Raw genomic sequence first — 17,450 nt, forward strand, 5'->3', positions numbered from 1 at the left:
AGTAACTTTTTGCACCTGGTTGGGCGGATTTCCGCCATTCGGTCGGTTTCAAGTAACATTTTACCCATGGTTGTGGACCGCGGCATCCAACCCAGCCGGGAGCACAACTTATCCACAAGAGACGGAAGTCATCATTTCCTAAACAACAAAAAAGACGCCTCCCCGGCTTCGCCGGTCGGCGTCATCCTTACAATATGGGCTCCGGCTTCTGGAACGCAGTGGCCAGCCGCTCGGCATCCCAGTCTCTCTTCGGCTGCTCGTAATCCTCCAGGACATCGATCTTGTACTCGTCGCCTGCCCGGCGTCCTTCGAAGATGACCCGTTTCTCATCGACGAGCTTTACCTCATGGCCGCACTCACGCAAGCACTGGGCGAACTGGGCGATTGTCGGCTCTGCCCCGGGCTCCAGCCGGATGAGGCCGCGCAGCCGTTTAACTTCCCCGTCCCGAATGATCTTGAAGTGTACGATATGCTCTCTTTTCATGGCTCTCTTCCCCTTTCATCACCTGGTGTACTCGGTGCTACTCACCGGTCCTTGTGAACTTCACATCTAAAGTATAAGGCAAAGGCCGCCTTTAGTATGTGATTAAAATCACAAATTATTCTGGTTTTGGGGATTGATGTTCCCCGCTTGTTTTGCTATAGTTCTGTGATACTTACAAAACATTCGAAACTAAGGTGATGAAAGTATATGTCTACCCCGTCATCCACAGCCAGCTTAGGCGACGATACCCCGCAGATCACGCTAAGAGAAGGGGCCGTCACACTGCTGCTGGGCTTCTCTATCGTGATGGTGATCATGAACACGATGATGTTCAACCTGGCGCTCCCGGACGTCTCCGAAGCTTTCGCAATGTCTGCTGCCGGCACCTCCTGGATCGTCACCGGCTATTCCATCGTCTTCGCGATCGCTACCATCACCTACAGCCGGCTATCCGACTTCGTACCGATCCGCACACTCTATCTGACTGCGATCAGCCTGCTGGGGACGGCATCCTTCCTCGGCCTGTTCAGCGGCAGCTTCATCATGCTGCTAGCGGCTCGCATCCTCCAGGCCGCCGGGGCCGGTGCGATGCCTGCACTTTCCATCGTCCTGGTCACCCGCTACATCCCGCTGCAGCGCCGGGGCAAAGCGATGGCTACGGTGATGGCTGCCGCTTCGCTCGGACTCGGACTTGGCCCGGTAGCGGGCGGCTTTATCGTCCAGCTGCTGGGCTGGCGGTATCTGTTTGCCGTCACGGCTCTCAGTCTGCTGCTGCTGCCGTTCTTCGTCCGGCTGATCCCCCGGGAGCGCAAAGGTCTGGGGGCGTTCGATGCGATCGGCGCCTTGCTGATCGGCATCGGCACGACAGGCTGCCTGCTGCTGCTGACCTATCCGAGCTGGGCCGCCCTCGCGGCGGGCGTGGGCGGCCTGCTGCTGTTCGCGCTCCGCATCCGGCGGGCCTCCGATCCGTTCGTTCAGCCGTCGCTCTTTGGCAACCGCACTTATCTAATGCTGATTGCCGTCGGCATTGCCGCTTACTTGTGCAGCTTTGCTACACTATTCCTCATGCCACAGATTCTGATCGGGACCTTCCGTCTGAACGCGATCCAGGCCGGTCTCGTCATCTTCCCCGGCTCGCTGCTGGCGATGCTGCTCTCCCGCCGTGTCGGCTCGCTGATCGACAGCTACGGCAACGGTATGGTCATCCGGTATGCACCGTTTCTTCTGCTGGCCTCCGTTGTCTTGTTCGCCCTGCTGGCCGGGCAGTCGTATCTGGCGATCCTGTTTATCTACATGCTGCTGAGCGTCGGCTTCACTGCCCTCTCCAGCAGCGTGTCCAATGAACTGTCGCGCATCCTGCCTGCAGCGCAGATCGGCTCCGGTCTGGGGCTGTTCCAGCTGCTGCAGTTTTTTAGCGGCGCCTTTGCCGTCGCCGCCGCTGCCGCCGCTATGGAGTGGCAGCGCGGCCTGCCGCCAGCCGCCGCCTACGGCAACATTTATTGGGGCATCTCGGCGCTCGTATTGTTAGCCATCGGCTGCGCCTCGTTATATCTGCGCCGTGTCACCTCCGGGTCCGGACTGGAGGAGAGCGCCTAGCCGCCACCGTGGTGTCCGGCCGCCGTCATGCCGCCGGCCCCCGCGCGCTGGGGGCTGCGGGTGGACATCTCCGGACGCCAAGCAGGGCTGCAAGTGCCATTTTCCGGCATCCTGCAGCCCTTATTCGCATCTCTACCAGCACGCCGTATATCCTTGCACAGCTCAGACTCGCAGTGCACTTACATTTCGTCCTTTAGCAGCGCGAACAGATGCGCGACCGACCGCATCGCGTATTCCTTCCGGACGGGCCGCCCGTCCTCTACCAGGACGAGACACGGCACACTGGTGATCTGCCATGCTTCCCGCAGCCTACCTGCATAATTGATATTGATCTTATACAGAGACGCAGGGACACCCGCGGCATCTACGACCTCCAGCATCCGCAGCGCGACCTTGCACGTCCCGCAAAACGGCGAGTAGAACATCAGTGCGTCGCGTCCGCCGCCGATCCGTCTGAGCCGCAGCCATTCCTCTTCTTTCACCTCAACGATTGCCACACGGATCCTTTCCTTTCACGACGGGCTCGTATAGTTAAGCCCCTTGATCATTGATTGGGTTAACCGATCAGGTATGTCATTCACTTACCACTTGATACTCCTTATCTTCTCCGCCCAGTGTCTCCGCTCATGGTCGCTGACCGGCCAGGTCTCAAGCTCACGGAGGATCCGCTCCAGCGAGGTGTAACCCTTGGCCAAGCCGTTCAATCGGGCAGTCAACGTCCCGTCTACCAGCTCTGCTACATTGGGGAACAGCTCCCGAACCTTAGCGACCGCATCCGGATAGCGCTTCAGATAATACTTCTGATGCCGCTCTTCCGCCAGATGCCAGGCTCTGCACGGCTCGACTGCCGTAGCGCTCACATAGCGGCCTTGTGCCGCCATTTGCCGTATCCGCTCTTCGATTGCCTCCCGTTGTTCCTCATGGTGGTACAGGATCAGCGAGCGGTATTGGTTGCCTTTGTAGTCATGCAAGTTGTCCGGGTTATGCCGGCTCCAGAACTCGGTTAGCAGATCCTCATAGCTGATCTGTCCCGGATCATACTCGAGCTGTACTGTCTCCGTATGGTCGCCCATCTCGCGGTACGTCGGCGCCGGAGTCGTACCGCCACCATAGCCCGCACGCGTCCGCACGACACCCGGGAGATGACCGAAGTACGCATCCGGACTCCAAAAGCAGCCCATGCCGAATGTCGCCGTCTGCCACGGCTGATGGTGCGGTGCCGCATTCGTTTCTGATGTAGTGGATTCCATCGCCGCACCTCCATCTCGTTTGGACTCTCATCCCGTTAAGTCGCCCTGTCGTCTCTCATTGTAACATTTTTCTGTCCCTTGGTTTAACCAGGCGGCAAGTTGACCAACAGGTGCTATGCGGCAGCGAATTTAGGCGCGGCTGTGGCCGCTTGGCAGATCTGGGCCATCATTAAAAAAAACCATGCGGACAAAATCGTCCTCATGGCTGACTGCTTCCCCTTCCCCACCCTCACCTGTCTCTTGGATCAGCACGCGGTAGTTACAGTACACGCTACGCATTACTTCCATGCTAAATCGCATGCTTGTTACATTACTGGGCTTAATTGGTAAATATAGAGACGTGCCCCGCGTCTATCCGAATTGACTTCAATCAAGCTTTTGTCCAGCTAACCCGCTGGCGGGTTGTGCTCGCTTCGTAAGAGAGAGGTTACCGTCGCAGCTCTGTCTACTCGTCGTCTACCACATCTGTGGTCCAGTTAAGCTCCTGGATCCGGAAGTCCAGCTCCCGGTAGCTCTTCGCCATCTGATCGATCTGTCCCTGCAACGCCGCCACATCGATCGTCCGCTCGAACCGGACCTCGGAGCGGCTATACCGCTCCTGCTTGATCGACGCCTCCTGCAGCAGATCGTTCAGTATTTTGCGATGCTGCATGATTTTGTCCCGCTCCGCCAGCGCATCTGCAAGCGTCAACGCCTCATCAAATGTCGTAGCGACATTGGTGCGGTTGATCCGGCGGACCAGGCGCGTCAGCTCATTCAGCGTCTCCTCCAGCTCGTCCAGCAGCATCGTCGGACTCTCAGCCGGCGACTCGCCTTCCTGCACCTTTACGACACGTTCCAGCCGCCCCCGCATCTGAGCGACTTTCTTCTGGCTGTCCGCCCGCAGCACCAGCGCTTCTGCCAATCTCATCCGGCCCTCATTCCTTTCTGTCATCATCCTCATGACCGTATCATCGCACGGCCCGCTCCATCCGAACAGGGCAGAAGTATGGCGAACATGCCTTATTTCCGTCCATAGGCGCGACGACGGCGCTCCAGAGGAAGAAAGGTACGAGCCCAAATGCGGCGGATAACGGATTGCGTGTCCGATCAACCAGCCAACATCTGAGTATTGTATCCAATAGGCGCTAACCCGTCCGTATAGCAGGCGACAGGGTCGGAGTAACGGAGTAGCAGCCTTCTCAGCGTGACCGTCTGGCAAGCAGCTTAATAGCTGTTACCTCTTGCAAAAAAAGACGACCCCGCAAGGTCGCCTCTGGCCAGCCATATCGGCTACATATCCTGTTTGTGCGCTTCCGTGACGAGCTCCACCGCCCGGGCATTGGCCTCGACCTGCTCGGGGTCCTTGCAGCCCGGGATGACCGCAGTGACGGCCGGATGCTGCAGGCACCAGGCCAAGGCCCAGCTCGCCATGTCCACCCCCTGTGGCACTTCCTCCCGCTGGATCCGCTCAACCTCTTCCAGCTTGCGGCGCGTAGCTTCGGCATCATGCCGATGCCGGACGTCGCTGCTGTCGAAGACGGCGCCGGGCTTGTACTTGCCGCTGAGGTAGCCGCTCGCCAGCGGTACGCGGGCCAGCACGCCCAGATCCTGGCGTTCGCAGGACGGGAATACCCGCTCCTCCGGCTGACGGTCCAGCCGGTTGTAGACGACTTGGATCACCCGGCTGTTTACCTTCTCTGATTGGTCCGTCTGGTGCAGGTTGTCGTTGCTGCCGATTGAGGTGCCCAGGAAGCGGATCTTGCCCGCCTTTACCTGACCCTCCAGCACACTCCACAGTTCATCGCTATCGAAGGCAGCGTCTGGTCCTGAATGGAACTGGTACAGATCGATGTAGTCCGTTTTCAATGCAGCCAGCGAAGCATCCAGTTGGGCAACAACCTTGTCGGCGTCGAAAATATCCGTGCGGGTAAAGCGTTCATGGAACTGATGGCCGAACTTCGTCGCCACGATCCAGTCCTCGCGCCGGCCTCGGCTCAGGTAGTCGCCGATCAGCGACTCCGACAGATGATCGCCGTAGCACTCCGCCGTATCGATCAGATTGATGCCGAGCTCGCGCCCTTTATCCAGGATGGCGTCAGCCTCCTGCTGCGTATAATCGCGGCCCCATTCACCGCCGAACTGCCAGGTGCCGATACCGACGACAGACACCTTCAGCTCCGTACTGCCGAGTCTTCTGTACTTCAACCGTTCCACGCTCCTCGGATTGGAATATGATCATACATCTACATTATACAGGAGGCACAGCGGCGAACAAACTCTCATCCTCTTCGGTATGCGTCGTGTACCGCCACTGCTCATCGGCTTCTGCAGGCGGCACGGTATCGAACAAGCTCTGTTCATCGGCCATCTGCTCCATCTCTTCCCAAGTTAGGCCATACGGAAACCCCCACGCCGTATATCCGGCGATAAACGCATACGTCTCATCCGAGTCCGGCAAGTCCTGCCGCTCCACCTTCCTTCGCCTCTGCTTTTCGGCGCCTTTCTGCTGAGCAAGCTTGCGCTTCCTGCGGATACAAGCCGCTGTTTTCTCAGGGATATCGACCCCCAAGGCGGTGAGTTCGAGCAGGGCGGTGTATGCATCAACCGCGTACCGTGTACAGTAATCTCTAAGGATATGTGTGCCAGCGTACCGCTTCAGCCAGACCGCCGCGGACTGCTTGCGCCCTTCTTTGTTCATGCGCTTGGTTCGGGGAGTATTGCCGCGCGCCCGCTTCTTCTTGCCCATACTCTCCTCCTTAACTCTCTGCCGATGAAGCGCCGAGCCAGTCTGCCAGAAGTCTGTCCAGCAATTCCTCCTGGAACAGCTTGCGTCCCCGCTCCGCCATCGCTGATCACCGCTCTGACGGCTACGAAGAAAATCAAAAAGGACGTGCAGCTTCCTCACGTCCTCCCCTGCCTAACCCCCTAAAGTCCCAGCCGTTGTCCCTGCTCCATGCGGACGATCTGCTCCTCGCCCTTCTCTGCCAGCTCGCGGAACTGGCCGATCGTCTCGCGCATCCGCGGCAGCGCCTCCTGCTTGTAAGCGCTGATGGCGTCGAGTGCCGACAGCACGTCCGAGAACGACTGCTTCAGCGTGTCGACCGAGATGCTCGTCTCCAGCGACTGCTTGTGGATGGCGGCGCCCTGGTCCTTGAGCATCCGCGAGGTGCCGCTGATCAATTGGTCCGTCGTCCGATTCAGCAGCTCGATCTTCTTCAGTACGACCTGCTGATTGTACAGTGCGCTGGCCACCGTGACCGCGATGCGGAGGGCCGACACCGTCACGTTGCGCGCCCGGTCGACGCCGCGGATCAGCTCCTTGTTATTGCGGATGACGACTTCCATCGCCATCACGCCCTGCTGGTTGACGACCTGCATCTGCTGCAGGTCCATCACGCGCTGGCGCAGCGGGAACAGCACTTCCTCCGTGATGAAGCGAATCCGGTCCTCCGGCTCCTGGCGCAGCTTCGCCGCCTCAATCTGACGCTCGATCTCCTCATCCATGAGCATGCCGAGCTGGATCTCCTTGCTCAGCCGCTTGGTGAGATCGCGCAGCACCTGCTGCTCGATCTCCAGCGTCGTGTTATCGTTGCGCAGCACCGATTTGCCTCTGTCCAGCGAGACGATAATGTCGGCGATGACGGTGTCGGCCTTCTCGAACTTGGCGAAGTAGGCGCGCAGCGGGTTGAACAGCCGTCCCAGCAGACCGCTCTTGGCGAAGTCGATCGCGCTCGGGTCGAGATCCTTGAGCTGCAGGTTCAGCTCGGTCAGCCCCTTGGCGACATCGCCGCCCTCATCGCCAGCCTTCGCCAGATTGCCGACGGATACTTGCAGCAGCGCGTTCTTCTCCGAGGACGAGCGCATCGTCTGCAAGCCGAACTTGTCAATCGACTGCATGATCTCCCTGCGTTTCTCCAGGGACTCCAGGTCGATCTCCAGGATCGAGTCGACATTGCCCTTGGCCTGCTCACGCAGCTGCGTGACCTCCTCCGGCTCCGGCTTGACCTGCTCCTCCAGCGCCGACTTCAACTGCTGCTCATCAATCACTTCCATTGAAAATGACATACGGACTCCTCCTCGCGTGATCTAAATGATATTCCTTGAAACAATAAACCATGAGTTCTTCCGATGAGCGCGGTTTGCAAGAGCCGTCTACATCTGTACGTTCAGCAGATTGCCGATCTTGTAGACGACATCCTCGCTGTCGGCGTTGATATTGGCGGCTTCATTGATGCCGGAGATGCTCTCCAGCGCCTGGATGTTGGCGTTGTAGCCGATCGTGTAGATCGGGATCCGGTACGCCTCGATCAGTCCCCGGATCTCATCGAGAGAGTGGCCTTCATTGGTATCGCCGTCACTGAGTACGAAGATCAGCGGCCGCACTTCCGGGTTGACCGCCATCTCCTCCTGCAGCATCTTCATCGCCACCGCGATGCCGTCGAAGGTAGCCGTACCGCCTCCGGCCTGCAGGCTGTTCACGGCGCCCACGAACATCGATTGCTGATTGGTGTCATACTTGGCTATGGGCAGATTGATCTCCACCTTGCTGGCATAGGACACAAAGCCGATGCTGTTGTCCCGGCCCAGATACTTCTGGCCCTGGAGCAGCGATTCCTTCAGCCGGTTCATCGGCTCGCCGTTCATGCTGCCTGAGACGTCCGCCACGAAGACTGCGGCGATCGGCTTGTGGGCATCCTTCTTCTCTTTCCACAGCTTCTGGGCTGCGATCAGCACAGGTCCCTCTACCGGCCCCATCTCCGGCTCATAGTCCGGCAGTCCGCCGAAGCCGTTCTCCTCCGCCAGCCGCTGGTTCTGCTCCTGCCCGACGAAGTCGGCGAAGGCGCGCAGGATATCCCGCTTCGCCTGAGGCAGCTCGCCGAGCGCGTACAGCGGACTGTCATGACGGACGCCGAACGGGGTAAACACCGTGCCCGCCTGCAGATCCGGCGCATTGACATACGTCTGGTACTCCAGCACGAAGGCATCCAGCGCTCCCGACTTGGCCGCTTCGCGCATCTGCAGCGTTGTCGAAGCGATGAACGGCACATTGGCCTGGAACTGCTCGAAGCCCTGCACGGCGGTCTGACCGAGCAGGTCCGAGCTGTCAAAAGCGCTCAGCGCCGTGACCAGAAAGTTCAGTCCCGTCGAGCTGGCGAACGGATCCGTATAGCCCATCGACAGCTCGTTGGCCGTGATGGCATCAGTCACCGTCTTGACGTTCAGTGCCCCGTACTTCTCGATCAGCTCGTCATACTTCGCCTGATTGGTGACGATGCCCGTCACATTGGGCACCAGCCGTTTCTCGATCAGCTCCGCCTGGACGCCCTCGGCTTTGACCATCTCGCCCCACAGCTCGTTGGACGGCGTGAAGGCGTCCGGCACGTATTTGCCCGAGCGGATATAATCCGTCGCCGTGCCGGAGGCGATGTTGCGGATCTTGACCGATACCGGCTGCCCGTTCACCTGAACTCCCGAGCGGTTGAACGCCTCGGCGACTTCATTGAGCCAGCCGTCCACCCCGGTGCCGGACTTCTCTGTCGATGAGAAGATCTCCACGAAGCTGGCGGTCGACGGCTCGACCGAGACGGTGAACTTGTCGATCTCCGGCAGGGCGTCCGCGATCGAGACAGGGTCCAGATCGATCTGCCCCTTGATCGGATCAGCCACAGTCGCGCCGATCTTGTTGTACATCTTATCCAGCCGCTTCGCGGCATCTTCCCCCGAGATCTCCGCGCCTGATTTACCCAGGTTGGCGGTGTACGTGATGCCCAGATAGACCAGGCCGAATACCACGCCCGCCACAAGGATCAGTGTGATAAATGTCTTGCCTTTAGCCATGCTCCTCTCCCCCTTGTATGTAGTTCGAACATTCTACTGTCTGTACAGCTTGGTATGCTTGATCAGCGCGTCGATCTCGCGCATGCAAGGCATCTCCTCGACATTGCGGTAGTCGCTGCTGGAGAGCCGCGAGATCTCCAGCAGCAGCTTATCGAGCTTCAGCAGGATCTCCTCGTTGGCTTCCAGATACCCCGACATCGCGGCCATATATTCACGGTACAGCCCCGTCTTCTCCTGCACCAGTCTGGACGAGAACGACGAGGTCTGGTGGCGCTTGGCAAAGTTGCGAAAATCTGCGGCATCAAATACGTCCAGCTTGTTCAGCATGCCGCGAATGTTGCGGTAGAACAGCTGCTCCACCTCCTGAATCACACGCATAAATTTGGTGTAACTCAGCTCTCCGGGCTCGAATCGCTCGGCCAGCAAGGCGTTCAGCGAGCGCCGCCGTACACTCATCCGGCGCAGCTGATCCCGGCCGTGCTCCATCTCCTTCTGCAGCCCGTCTACTGCCCCGTACGCGTCCAATGCAGCGGCGTAGTCTTCATGCGAGCGGAGTTCCCCAACCTTGACGGTCACGGCTGGCGGCTCGGGCCTCAGCAGCAGCTGATATGTGCCGTACAGCAGCACCAGTCCGCTCATGACGAGCACGGTGATGCCTGCCGCCCGCTCCATGGTACCGCCGGCGACCAGATCCAGTCCCAGCAGTCCCGGAGAGAGGACGACGACGCACGCAGCAGCTACTCCGAGCACCAACATCGCCAGCTTCAGCATCCTATTGCCGCCCATTCTTCCTCCTCCATTCCTCTCGTTGGCCGCTGCCCATCACGAAGCAACTACAAGTAGCCAATTCGACATCGAATCTTGAATGCAGTCGGAACTTCCGGTGCTCACGCAGGTTCACCTACGCTCCGCTCCTCAGTTCCTCCTGTCTTCAACCTTCTCGGTGCTGAACACCGACTTATTTGAACATGGTACGATATGGCCGCCAAGCGTTTATCATCTAATACGTCCAACAAATAAAAATGATGCATAATGTTTCTTCCGTTTGGGATGTATTCATTATATCGTACAAAACGCCTCGTTTGGAGAGAACAAAAAAAGACGATTCCACAACCTGCGCCATTCAAGCGCAGCCTTGCAGAATCGTCTGGGGAATTAGCGGCATCAAGCTTCCGCTGTCTTGCCGCTATCGCGCCGGGCGATGATCGTCCGGGTGATCCATTTCTCGATCTCGATGATGATGAAGATCGCCAGGCCCATCAGAACCGGGAACGTCCAATAAGACAGGGCGATCGCTTCCGTACCGAAGATCGTGTTCATAAATGGCAGATACGTGATCGACAGCTGCAGCAGGATGAGCAAACCGGATACGACGTAGACCGCGCGATTGGAGAAGAATCCGGGTCCGAACGCTTTGCCGAGCTCGCTGCGGCAGTTGAACAGATGGAACATCTGCGCTACGACGATCGTGTGCAGCGTCACCGTGTTCACCGCAGCCTGCTCATAGCCTTGATCCAGCAGACTAAGATTCATCGCCAGCGTACCGCCGCCCAGGATGACCGACACGAACAGGATTCGGAAGATGTAATATCTGCTGAGCAGCGGCGTCTTAGGATTGCGCGGCGGCCGCTCCATCGCCCCCGGCTCCAGCCGCTCAAAAGCCAAGGCCAGCGAGACCGTTACCGCGCTGACCATGTTGACCCACAGGATCTGTACCGGGGTCAGCGGCATCATCGTCCCCAGCAGGATACTGGCCATGATGAGGAAGCTCTCCGCGCCATTGGTCGGCAGGATGAACAGAATCGTCTTCTTGAGATTGTCATACACCCGCCGGCCTTCCTTAACGGCCTTAACGATCGTCGCAAAGTTGTCATCGGCGAGCACCATCTCCGACGCATCCTTCGATACTTCAGTGCCCTTGATCCCCATGGCTACACCGACGTCGGCGCGCTTGAGCGCCGGTGCATCGTTGACGCCGTCGCCGGTCATGGCGCAGATCTTGCCCTTGCTCTGCAGCGCCTCGACCAGCTGAAGCTTGTTCTGTGGACTGGTGCGGGCGAAGATATGATACTTCTGCGCGGCCTTCACGAGCTCTCCCTTCGACATGCCGTCGATATCCTTACCCGTCAGCCCCTCCTCGCCGTCGCCGATGCCGAGCTGCTCACCGATCGCCATCGCCGTCTCCTTGTGGTCGCCGGTGATCATCTTGACCTGGATGCCGGCGCTGATGCATTCCTTGACCGCCGCTACCGCTTCTTCACGCGGCGGATCGACGATGCCGGCCAGGCCGAGGAACGCCAGCCCTTCCTTGAGGTCGTCATGATCCAGCTCGTCGATGCCCTCGCCCTCAGCCAGCTCTTTCACGGCGACGCCGATGACACGCTCGCCCTGCCGGGCATGATCGCGCATCCGCTCCTCCCACTGCGCCTGCTCGAATGGCATCATGCCATCCGCACCGACCTGATGCTCCGACATATCGAACAGACGGTCCGGCGCGCCTTTGACATAGATGACTTGGCGCCCTTCCTGCTCTACCAAGACGGCCATGTATTTGTAGTCCGAATCGAAAGGGATCTTCGATTGCACTTCCAACTCCGGCACCTCTATATTGGCTTTGGCCGCCAGTGTGATCAGACAGCCCTCGGTAGGGTCGCCCTGGATCACCCAATGTCCGTCCTCATCCTTGCGCAGCGAAGCATCGTTGCAGTTCTTGACGCAGAGCAGGAATTCCTCCAGGAGCCCATCCTGCTTCGCGTCAGCTTCCTCGTCACCCGCCTGGATCTCACCCTCCGGAGAATATCCGGTGCCCGTGACGTTGTACTCCCGTTCATGCATCATGATGGAAGTGACGGTCATCTCGTTTTTGGTCAGCGTCCCGGTCTTATCCGAGCAGATAACGGAGACCGCGCCCAGCGTCTCTACAGACGGCAGATTGCGGACGATCGCGTTGCGTCCTGCCATGTTCTGTACGCCGATGGCCAGGATGATCGAGAGGATGGCCGGCAAGCCCTCGGGAATCGCTGCTACCGCAAGCCCGATGACTGACAGCAGCAGCTCGCCCGTCTCATAATCACGCACCAGGTAGCCGAAGATGAACATGAGCGCCGCAAGAATGACGATGACGATCGATATCATCTTGCCGAAACGGGACGTCTGCTTGAGGAGCGGCGTCTGCATCTCCTCCACATCGGCGATGGATTTGTTGATCTTGCCGATCTCCGTGTGCCGGCCTGTCGCCACTACTACCCCTCTGCCCGTTCCCGACGACACCGTCGTTCCCGAGTACACCATATTCGTACGGTCCGCCAGCACCGCATCTTCTTCGAGCGTACCCGTCTGCTTCTCAACCGACGTGGATTCGCCGGTCAGCGCCGACTCTTCAACATTCAGATTGCTGGCTTTGAACAGCCTCAGGTCCGCCGGGATTTTGTCGCCCGCTCTCAGCAGCACGATATCCCCTGGCACAACTTCCGCCGCCTCCACCTCGACCGTCTCGCCGCCTCGGCGGACGTTCGCCTCCAGCGACAGCATGTTTTTGATGCCTTCCAATGCTTTCTCCGCTTTGTTCTCCTGGACGAAGCCGATCGTCGCATTGACGATCGCCACCACCACGATAACCGCCGTGTCCAGCCAGTGTCCGAGGAAGGCAGTGATGACCGCCGCCGCCAGCAGGATATAGATCAGCACATCATGGAAGTGTTTAAAAAACTTCAGTATCATGCTCTGTTTCTCTTCTTCGGGCAGCTCATTGCTGCCATGCTCCTCCAGCCGCTTCGAAGCTTCCTCCGAACTCAGCCCTTCCGAATGGTCAACATCAAGCTCTTCAAATACGCGCTGATCCTCCAGCGCATGCCACTGCCGTTCCTGCTCTGTCGCCAAGTGTCACTCGCCCCTTTCTGTAATGGAGTGGGACAGACGGCTATTCATTCTAAACTTATTAAACGAGAACGAGGGTCGATTAAACCCTGCAAGGCAAGATGCAGACTGGGAATTGTGGAAGTATGGCGGAAATGTGAGAGCAGATGCAACCAAGCGCCCGGACCGGACTGCGGAAACCGGCCATCCCGCAGGCGAACCGGATCAGAGCTGCTGCGTCCGCGGACCGTAGAGACGGCGAAACAGCAGCTGCAGCAGAGGCGGGACAACGAAGAACACGAAGAACAGACGGAATAGCTGATAAGCCGAGACGATGGACAGATCAGCGTCCACTTCATGAGCGATAATGCTCATCTGGTCCATCCCGCCCGGCGCCATCGCCAAAAAGCCGGTGATATGGTCGAGACCGTGAATGTGACCGACCAGCTCGCTCATGCCGAGGCTGCCGCCGATCAACAGCACGCTGCCGAGCACCGCAGTCAGCAGGAGACGCAGCTTGCGCTCGGCCTGCGAAGGCTTGAGCAGCAGCCCCACATAGACGCCGATGAGCAGCTGAGCGGCCTGCAGCACCAACGCCCCCGGCTCCGGCCCGGACACCCCTGCCTGGATAAGCACAGCTGTGCTGAGGATAGGAGCAACCATGTACGCATTGGGCAGCTTGATCCGGAGTCCCAGCCAGATCGCCGCCGCCCCGCACAGGACGAATACGATAAGAACCGGACTAAGCCCGACCTGCTCTGCACCAGGCAGCTCTGTGCCCGGAGCAGCCACTCCTCCGAATAGTGGGCTGACGACCAGCAGCGGCACCACCAGGACGATCAGCAGCACGCGCACCACCTGGAACACCGTCACGGTCGTCAGATTGACGCCCCGCATCTCCTCGGCCAGCGTCACCATCTGCGACAAGCCGCCCGGCACGCAGCTGAGCATCGCCGTCGGGAAGTCCAGTCTTGCCAGCCGGGCGCTCAGCAGCGCGATCAAGATGCAGAGCAGCATGAGCAGCACGGCCAGGACGATCATCGTCGGCAGCTGGCGGACGATCTGGCTGAGCGCTTCCCGTGTAAAGGATAGCCCGATCGCATAACCGACGATCATCATCCCCGTATTGCGCAGCGCCGGCGACCACAGCGGCTTAGCGCGCTCCCCGCGGAGGAGCATCGACGCGGCGAAGACCGCCGACATCGGTCCCAGCAGCCAAGGGACGGGGATGTGCAGGCTCCGAAACATCAAGCCGCCTAATATAGCGATCGCTGCGGTAAGCAGCGTCCGTTGCAGCGTCTCTCTCATGAGTGGCCTCCAGTGCATTCGTTAATAAAGATCCAGAAGCCCGTATACCGCCAGCGGCACTGCAATACCGAGCAGGCTGCCTGCCGCGATCTGCCCTATCGTATGGGCATGCACCTGCCAACGCGCCCAGCCGATCACCGGCAGCAGGATGAAGAGAGCGGCAAACTTCGGACCGATGACAACCACGAGAGTCGTGAGCGCCCCGGACAAGCCGATAAGGTGCAGACTGATCTTCCATCTGGCCCATTGCGTGATGAGCAGCGCCGTCAGGAGTGTGGCGATCATGGCTGTCAGTGTTGCCATCAGCTCATGCGAGGCGCCCATAAGTCGGAGGATCAGGAGCCCGATGAACATGCAGCTTATGGAGAACAAGAAGGGGATGAACCGCTGCTCTCGTCGGCTTACATGATAGTTGGTGTATACGCCCTGACGCACGCCGCGCCGGATGAACAGGAGGGGCGCTGCCGAGATGGCGATGCCGAGCACCGCCCACCACAGCAATGCAGACCACAGACTGGGCGCGGTCAGGAGGGCCACCCACAGGAGCAGCGGCGGCGCGACGAACAGCGGATTGGACAGCCGCGAGATGACTTGAGCCAGCCAGAGCCGTTTGCCTTCGTAAGGCGACTGGCCCGCGAATTTCTCCTCGATCTTCCCCACCCCCTGATGTGTTGTTGTAATCCTTTTACCCGGATCGGACACAAAAAAAATCGCCCGCAACGTGGCGATGTTGTGAACGCTATCGGACCGGTTGTAGATCTTGGCTCCGTTTTTCCTCGCGTTCCGTGAGCAGCGTATCGATCAGGATCAGCACGACGCCGCAGAAGAGAGCAGAATCCGCAACATTAAAAAGCGGGAAGGTGTAATCGCCAAAATTGAACTTCAAGAAATCGACCACTTCGCCGGAACGGATGCGATCGATGAAATTGCCCGTCGTACCGGCTAAGATAAGAGAAAGTCCGGTGAGCAGCGTCGCTCTGCCACGGTTGCGCATTACAACGACATACGTGACCAACCCGATCAAAATAACGGTCGTAATGATGAGGAAGAAAATCCGCTGATCCTGCAGGATGCCAAATGCGGCGCCGCGGTTGCGATGCGAGGCGATGAGGAAGAAATCGCCGATGACACTGAATTCCTCTCCGATCTCCATTCTCGTCGCGATCCATCGCTTGGTGATAAAATCGCCGGCCAGCACTAGAAGAGCAAACAGGGAATAGCCCAACAAACGCATACCATCACTCCTAGACGGAATAAGTAACACCACCCAGATAGTGTATCATATGGAAGATGGGCAAGCCAATCGGATCCGTGAGCCCACGCTCAGCACCGATGGCACGTCCGGGGTGCTGGACACCGCCACGGTGGCGATGCTCAGCCGCTCGGGCCCGGCTTGCGGCAGCTCCTCCGCCCCATGACCGTTCAGATGCCGGGCGAACAGCGGGAAGGCGCTGCCGGTCAGCTCCAGGCGCAGGCACTCACCTGGCTGCAGCTCTACCGACACAGGCCGCAGCTCCAGCTCCGCCTGCAGCCAGCTCCCTTCCCCGTTCTCCCCGCCGCGTCCGATCTCGGTCCGTCCGACCGAGAGGAAGCGCGCCTTGCCGTCCGGGCTCACTCGGCTCAGCACCGCTACCAGATCGGTCGGACCATCCAGTGTCTGGCAATACACACTCAGCCACGGTGCTCCCAAGAGCTGGACAGGCTCGGTCAACGCCTCGCTCGTGTAGACCAGGATCTCGTAACGGTCCTGCTGCGCACTGCGTTCCAGCGGCATATAGTTGCCGAGTGTCATCGGCAGACGGGCATCGTAGACATACACATCCGGCACCGCCTCCGCGACCGCATCCCTGCCCGCGACAAGCCGCCCGCCGCCGACAGCACCGTTGGCCGGCTTGGCCGAGCCAGACAGGTACCAGCGCAGTGACTCTCCTCGCGGTTGCGCGATTGCCACTGCGGTCTCTGCCGCGCCCCTCTCCAGCTCTTCCGCTCCCATCTGCTCCATACCGGCTACTGCCGCCGTCTCGCCTCGCTCCAGCGCCTCGCTCCGTCTGCCGTCCCCAGCCACTCCTCCAGCCTCCGCCATCATCGGCCATTCCTGAGCAGTCCGCCACTGCCCGCTGCCCTGCTCGTAATATCGGATCGGCGGCTCCGTCCCCAGTTCTGAGTCCCGCTCGCCCTTCAACCAATAGTCGAACCAACGCAGCTGCTCGCGGTGCACATCCCCGTCCGCATCCGGGCCGTGATCGATCCCGCCGGCCGTCCTGCCCCACGGGATATGCGCCCATGGGCCGATGAGGAGCCGGTGGAAGCAGTCCGGACGATGACCCGTACCGCTCAGCGCATCATAGGTCTGCAGCGTGCCCTGCAGGAAAGTATCGTACCAGCCGCCGATCTGCAGCGTCGGGATCGGCCGCCGGGTCAGCTTCGGCAGCCAGTTCTGCTCCTCCCAGTACCCGTCGTACTCCGGATGGCTGAGCCACTCGTAGAAGAATGGGCAATACTGCGAGAGCACCGGATCCCTGGCTGTCAGGGGCAGCTCCCACAGCCGGTCGCCGGCATCGCGCATCATCCGCTCGCAATACGTCGCCGCTTTCTCGTCGCCGGCCCGCTTGGCTCCGTCCCGCGAGAATTGGTACGCCCACGTCAGCTGCGCCCCCCAGGCAAACCGGCCATGCGGATAGAAGCGGCCATGATACAGATCGGCGGCGCACATCCCCGGAGCGATCGCTACCAGACTGGGCGCGCCCGAGGCTGCGGCCGCCCACTGGACCGATCCTTGATAGGAGAAACCGTACATGCCGACTTTTCCGTTAGCCCCCGGCAGCCGCGCCGCCCATTCCACGGCATCATAACCGTCGGCCACCTCCTGGACGAACGGAGCGATCTCGCCCTCCGACTCGCCCCGGCCGCGCACATCCTGCACCACGACTATATAGCCTTGCCTGGCATACCAGAGGGGATGAGCCGAGGTGACGGTCGAGGCGATCGCCCGTCCATACAGCTGGCGCATGAGCAGCACGGGATGCTCGCCGCTCCCCCCCGGACGGTAGACATCGGCATACAGAGAGATCCCGTCACGCATCATGCAAGGCACTTTCTTCTCTACATTTACACCGCCAAATTGCAGCATAGTCCGC

15 protein-coding genes are annotated in these 17,450 nt (G+C 59.7%); 1 reads left to right on the top strand and 14 read right to left on the bottom strand.

The features are described 5' to 3' along the window. Positions 1 to 187 precede the first annotated feature (187 nt). A complete protein-coding gene (locus ABC336_RS12075) occupies positions 188 to 484 on the bottom strand; it encodes a hypothetical protein (protein WP_413238884.1) in 297 nt (98 codons plus the stop codon). Between the two features lie 207 nt (positions 485 to 691). Here ABC336_RS12075 and ABC336_RS12080 point away from each other — a divergent pair, with 207 nt between their 5' ends. Further along, positions 692 to 2,080 carry an MFS transporter gene (locus ABC336_RS12080; protein WP_413238885.1) on the top strand — a complete coding sequence of 463 codons (1,389 nt, stop codon included), beginning with the start codon at positions 692 to 694 and terminating at the stop codon, positions 2,078 to 2,080. A 179-nt stretch (positions 2,081 to 2,259) separates the two neighbouring features. Here ABC336_RS12080 and ABC336_RS12085 read toward each other — a convergent pair whose 3' ends face one another. The 13 genes from ABC336_RS12085 to ABC336_RS12145 all read right to left on the bottom strand — a co-directional run bounded on the left by ABC336_RS12085 (position 2,260) and on the right by ABC336_RS12145 (position 17,443). Then, positions 2,260 to 2,577: a thioredoxin family protein gene (locus ABC336_RS12085; RefSeq protein ID WP_413238886.1), complete on the bottom strand. Its 318-nt coding sequence runs from the start codon at positions 2,575 to 2,577 to the stop codon at positions 2,260 to 2,262. A gap of 84 nt (positions 2,578 to 2,661) precedes the next feature. Then, positions 2,662 to 3,330, bottom strand: a complete 669-nt coding sequence (gene msrA / locus ABC336_RS12090) for a peptide-methionine (S)-S-oxide reductase MsrA (protein ID WP_413238887.1) — start codon at positions 3,328 to 3,330, stop codon at positions 2,662 to 2,664. Positions 3,331 to 3,775: 445 nt separating this feature from the next. Continuing rightward, on the bottom strand, positions 3,776 to 4,240 hold the full coding sequence (locus ABC336_RS12095) for a DIP1984 family protein (protein ID WP_413238888.1): 465 nt from the start codon (positions 4,238 to 4,240) through the stop codon (positions 3,776 to 3,778). A gap of 362 nt (positions 4,241 to 4,602) precedes the next feature. Further along, positions 4,603 to 5,517, bottom strand: coding sequence for an aldo/keto reductase (locus tag ABC336_RS12100; RefSeq protein WP_413238889.1), 915 nt, complete (start codon positions 5,515 to 5,517; stop codon positions 4,603 to 4,605). A gap of 43 nt (positions 5,518 to 5,560) precedes the next feature. Further along, entirely contained in the window at positions 5,561 to 6,058 is a 498-nt protein-coding gene (locus ABC336_RS12105; RefSeq protein ID WP_413238890.1) for a hypothetical protein, read from the bottom strand. A gap of 179 nt (positions 6,059 to 6,237) precedes the next feature. Next, positions 6,238 to 7,377: a toxic anion resistance protein gene (locus ABC336_RS12110; RefSeq protein WP_413238891.1), complete on the bottom strand. Its 1,140-nt coding sequence runs from the start codon at positions 7,375 to 7,377 to the stop codon at positions 6,238 to 6,240. An 87-nt stretch (positions 7,378 to 7,464) separates the two neighbouring features. Then, the gene (locus tag ABC336_RS12115) at positions 7,465 to 9,150 is read right to left on the bottom strand and encodes a vWA domain-containing protein (protein WP_413238892.1); all 1,686 of its coding nucleotides are present in this window, start codon (positions 9,148 to 9,150) and stop codon (positions 7,465 to 7,467) included. Between the two features lie 33 nt (positions 9,151 to 9,183). Further along, the gene (locus ABC336_RS12120; RefSeq protein WP_413238893.1) at positions 9,184 to 9,936 is read right to left on the bottom strand and encodes a hypothetical protein; all 753 of its coding nucleotides are present in this window, start codon (positions 9,934 to 9,936) and stop codon (positions 9,184 to 9,186) included. Between the two features lie 378 nt (positions 9,937 to 10,314). After that, the gene (locus tag ABC336_RS12125) at positions 10,315 to 13,029 is read right to left on the bottom strand and encodes a cation-transporting P-type ATPase (protein WP_413238894.1); all 2,715 of its coding nucleotides are present in this window, start codon (positions 13,027 to 13,029) and stop codon (positions 10,315 to 10,317) included. Positions 13,030 to 13,230: 201 nt separating this feature from the next. Next, complete coding sequence (locus ABC336_RS12130; RefSeq protein ID WP_413238895.1) at positions 13,231 to 14,313, bottom strand: AbrB family transcriptional regulator; 1,083 nt, start codon at positions 14,311 to 14,313, stop codon at positions 13,231 to 13,233. Positions 14,314 to 14,334: 21 nt separating this feature from the next. Further along, positions 14,335 to 15,015, bottom strand: a complete 681-nt coding sequence (locus ABC336_RS12135; RefSeq protein WP_413238896.1) for a hypothetical protein — start codon at positions 15,013 to 15,015, stop codon at positions 14,335 to 14,337. 37 nt (positions 15,016 to 15,052) lie between these two features. Next, entirely contained in the window at positions 15,053 to 15,547 is a 495-nt protein-coding gene (gene lspA, locus ABC336_RS12140; RefSeq protein ID WP_413238897.1) for a signal peptidase II, read from the bottom strand. 45 nt (positions 15,548 to 15,592) lie between these two features. Beyond that, positions 15,593 to 17,443, bottom strand: a complete 1,851-nt coding sequence (locus ABC336_RS12145; protein ID WP_413238898.1) for a CocE/NonD family hydrolase — start codon at positions 17,441 to 17,443, stop codon at positions 15,593 to 15,595. Positions 17,444 to 17,450 lie beyond the last annotated feature (7 nt).

The sequence above is a fragment of the Paenibacillus jepli genome (assembly GCF_047238105.1).
Taxonomy (GTDB): domain Bacteria; phylum Bacillota; class Bacilli; order Paenibacillales; family Paenibacillaceae; genus Paenibacillus_D.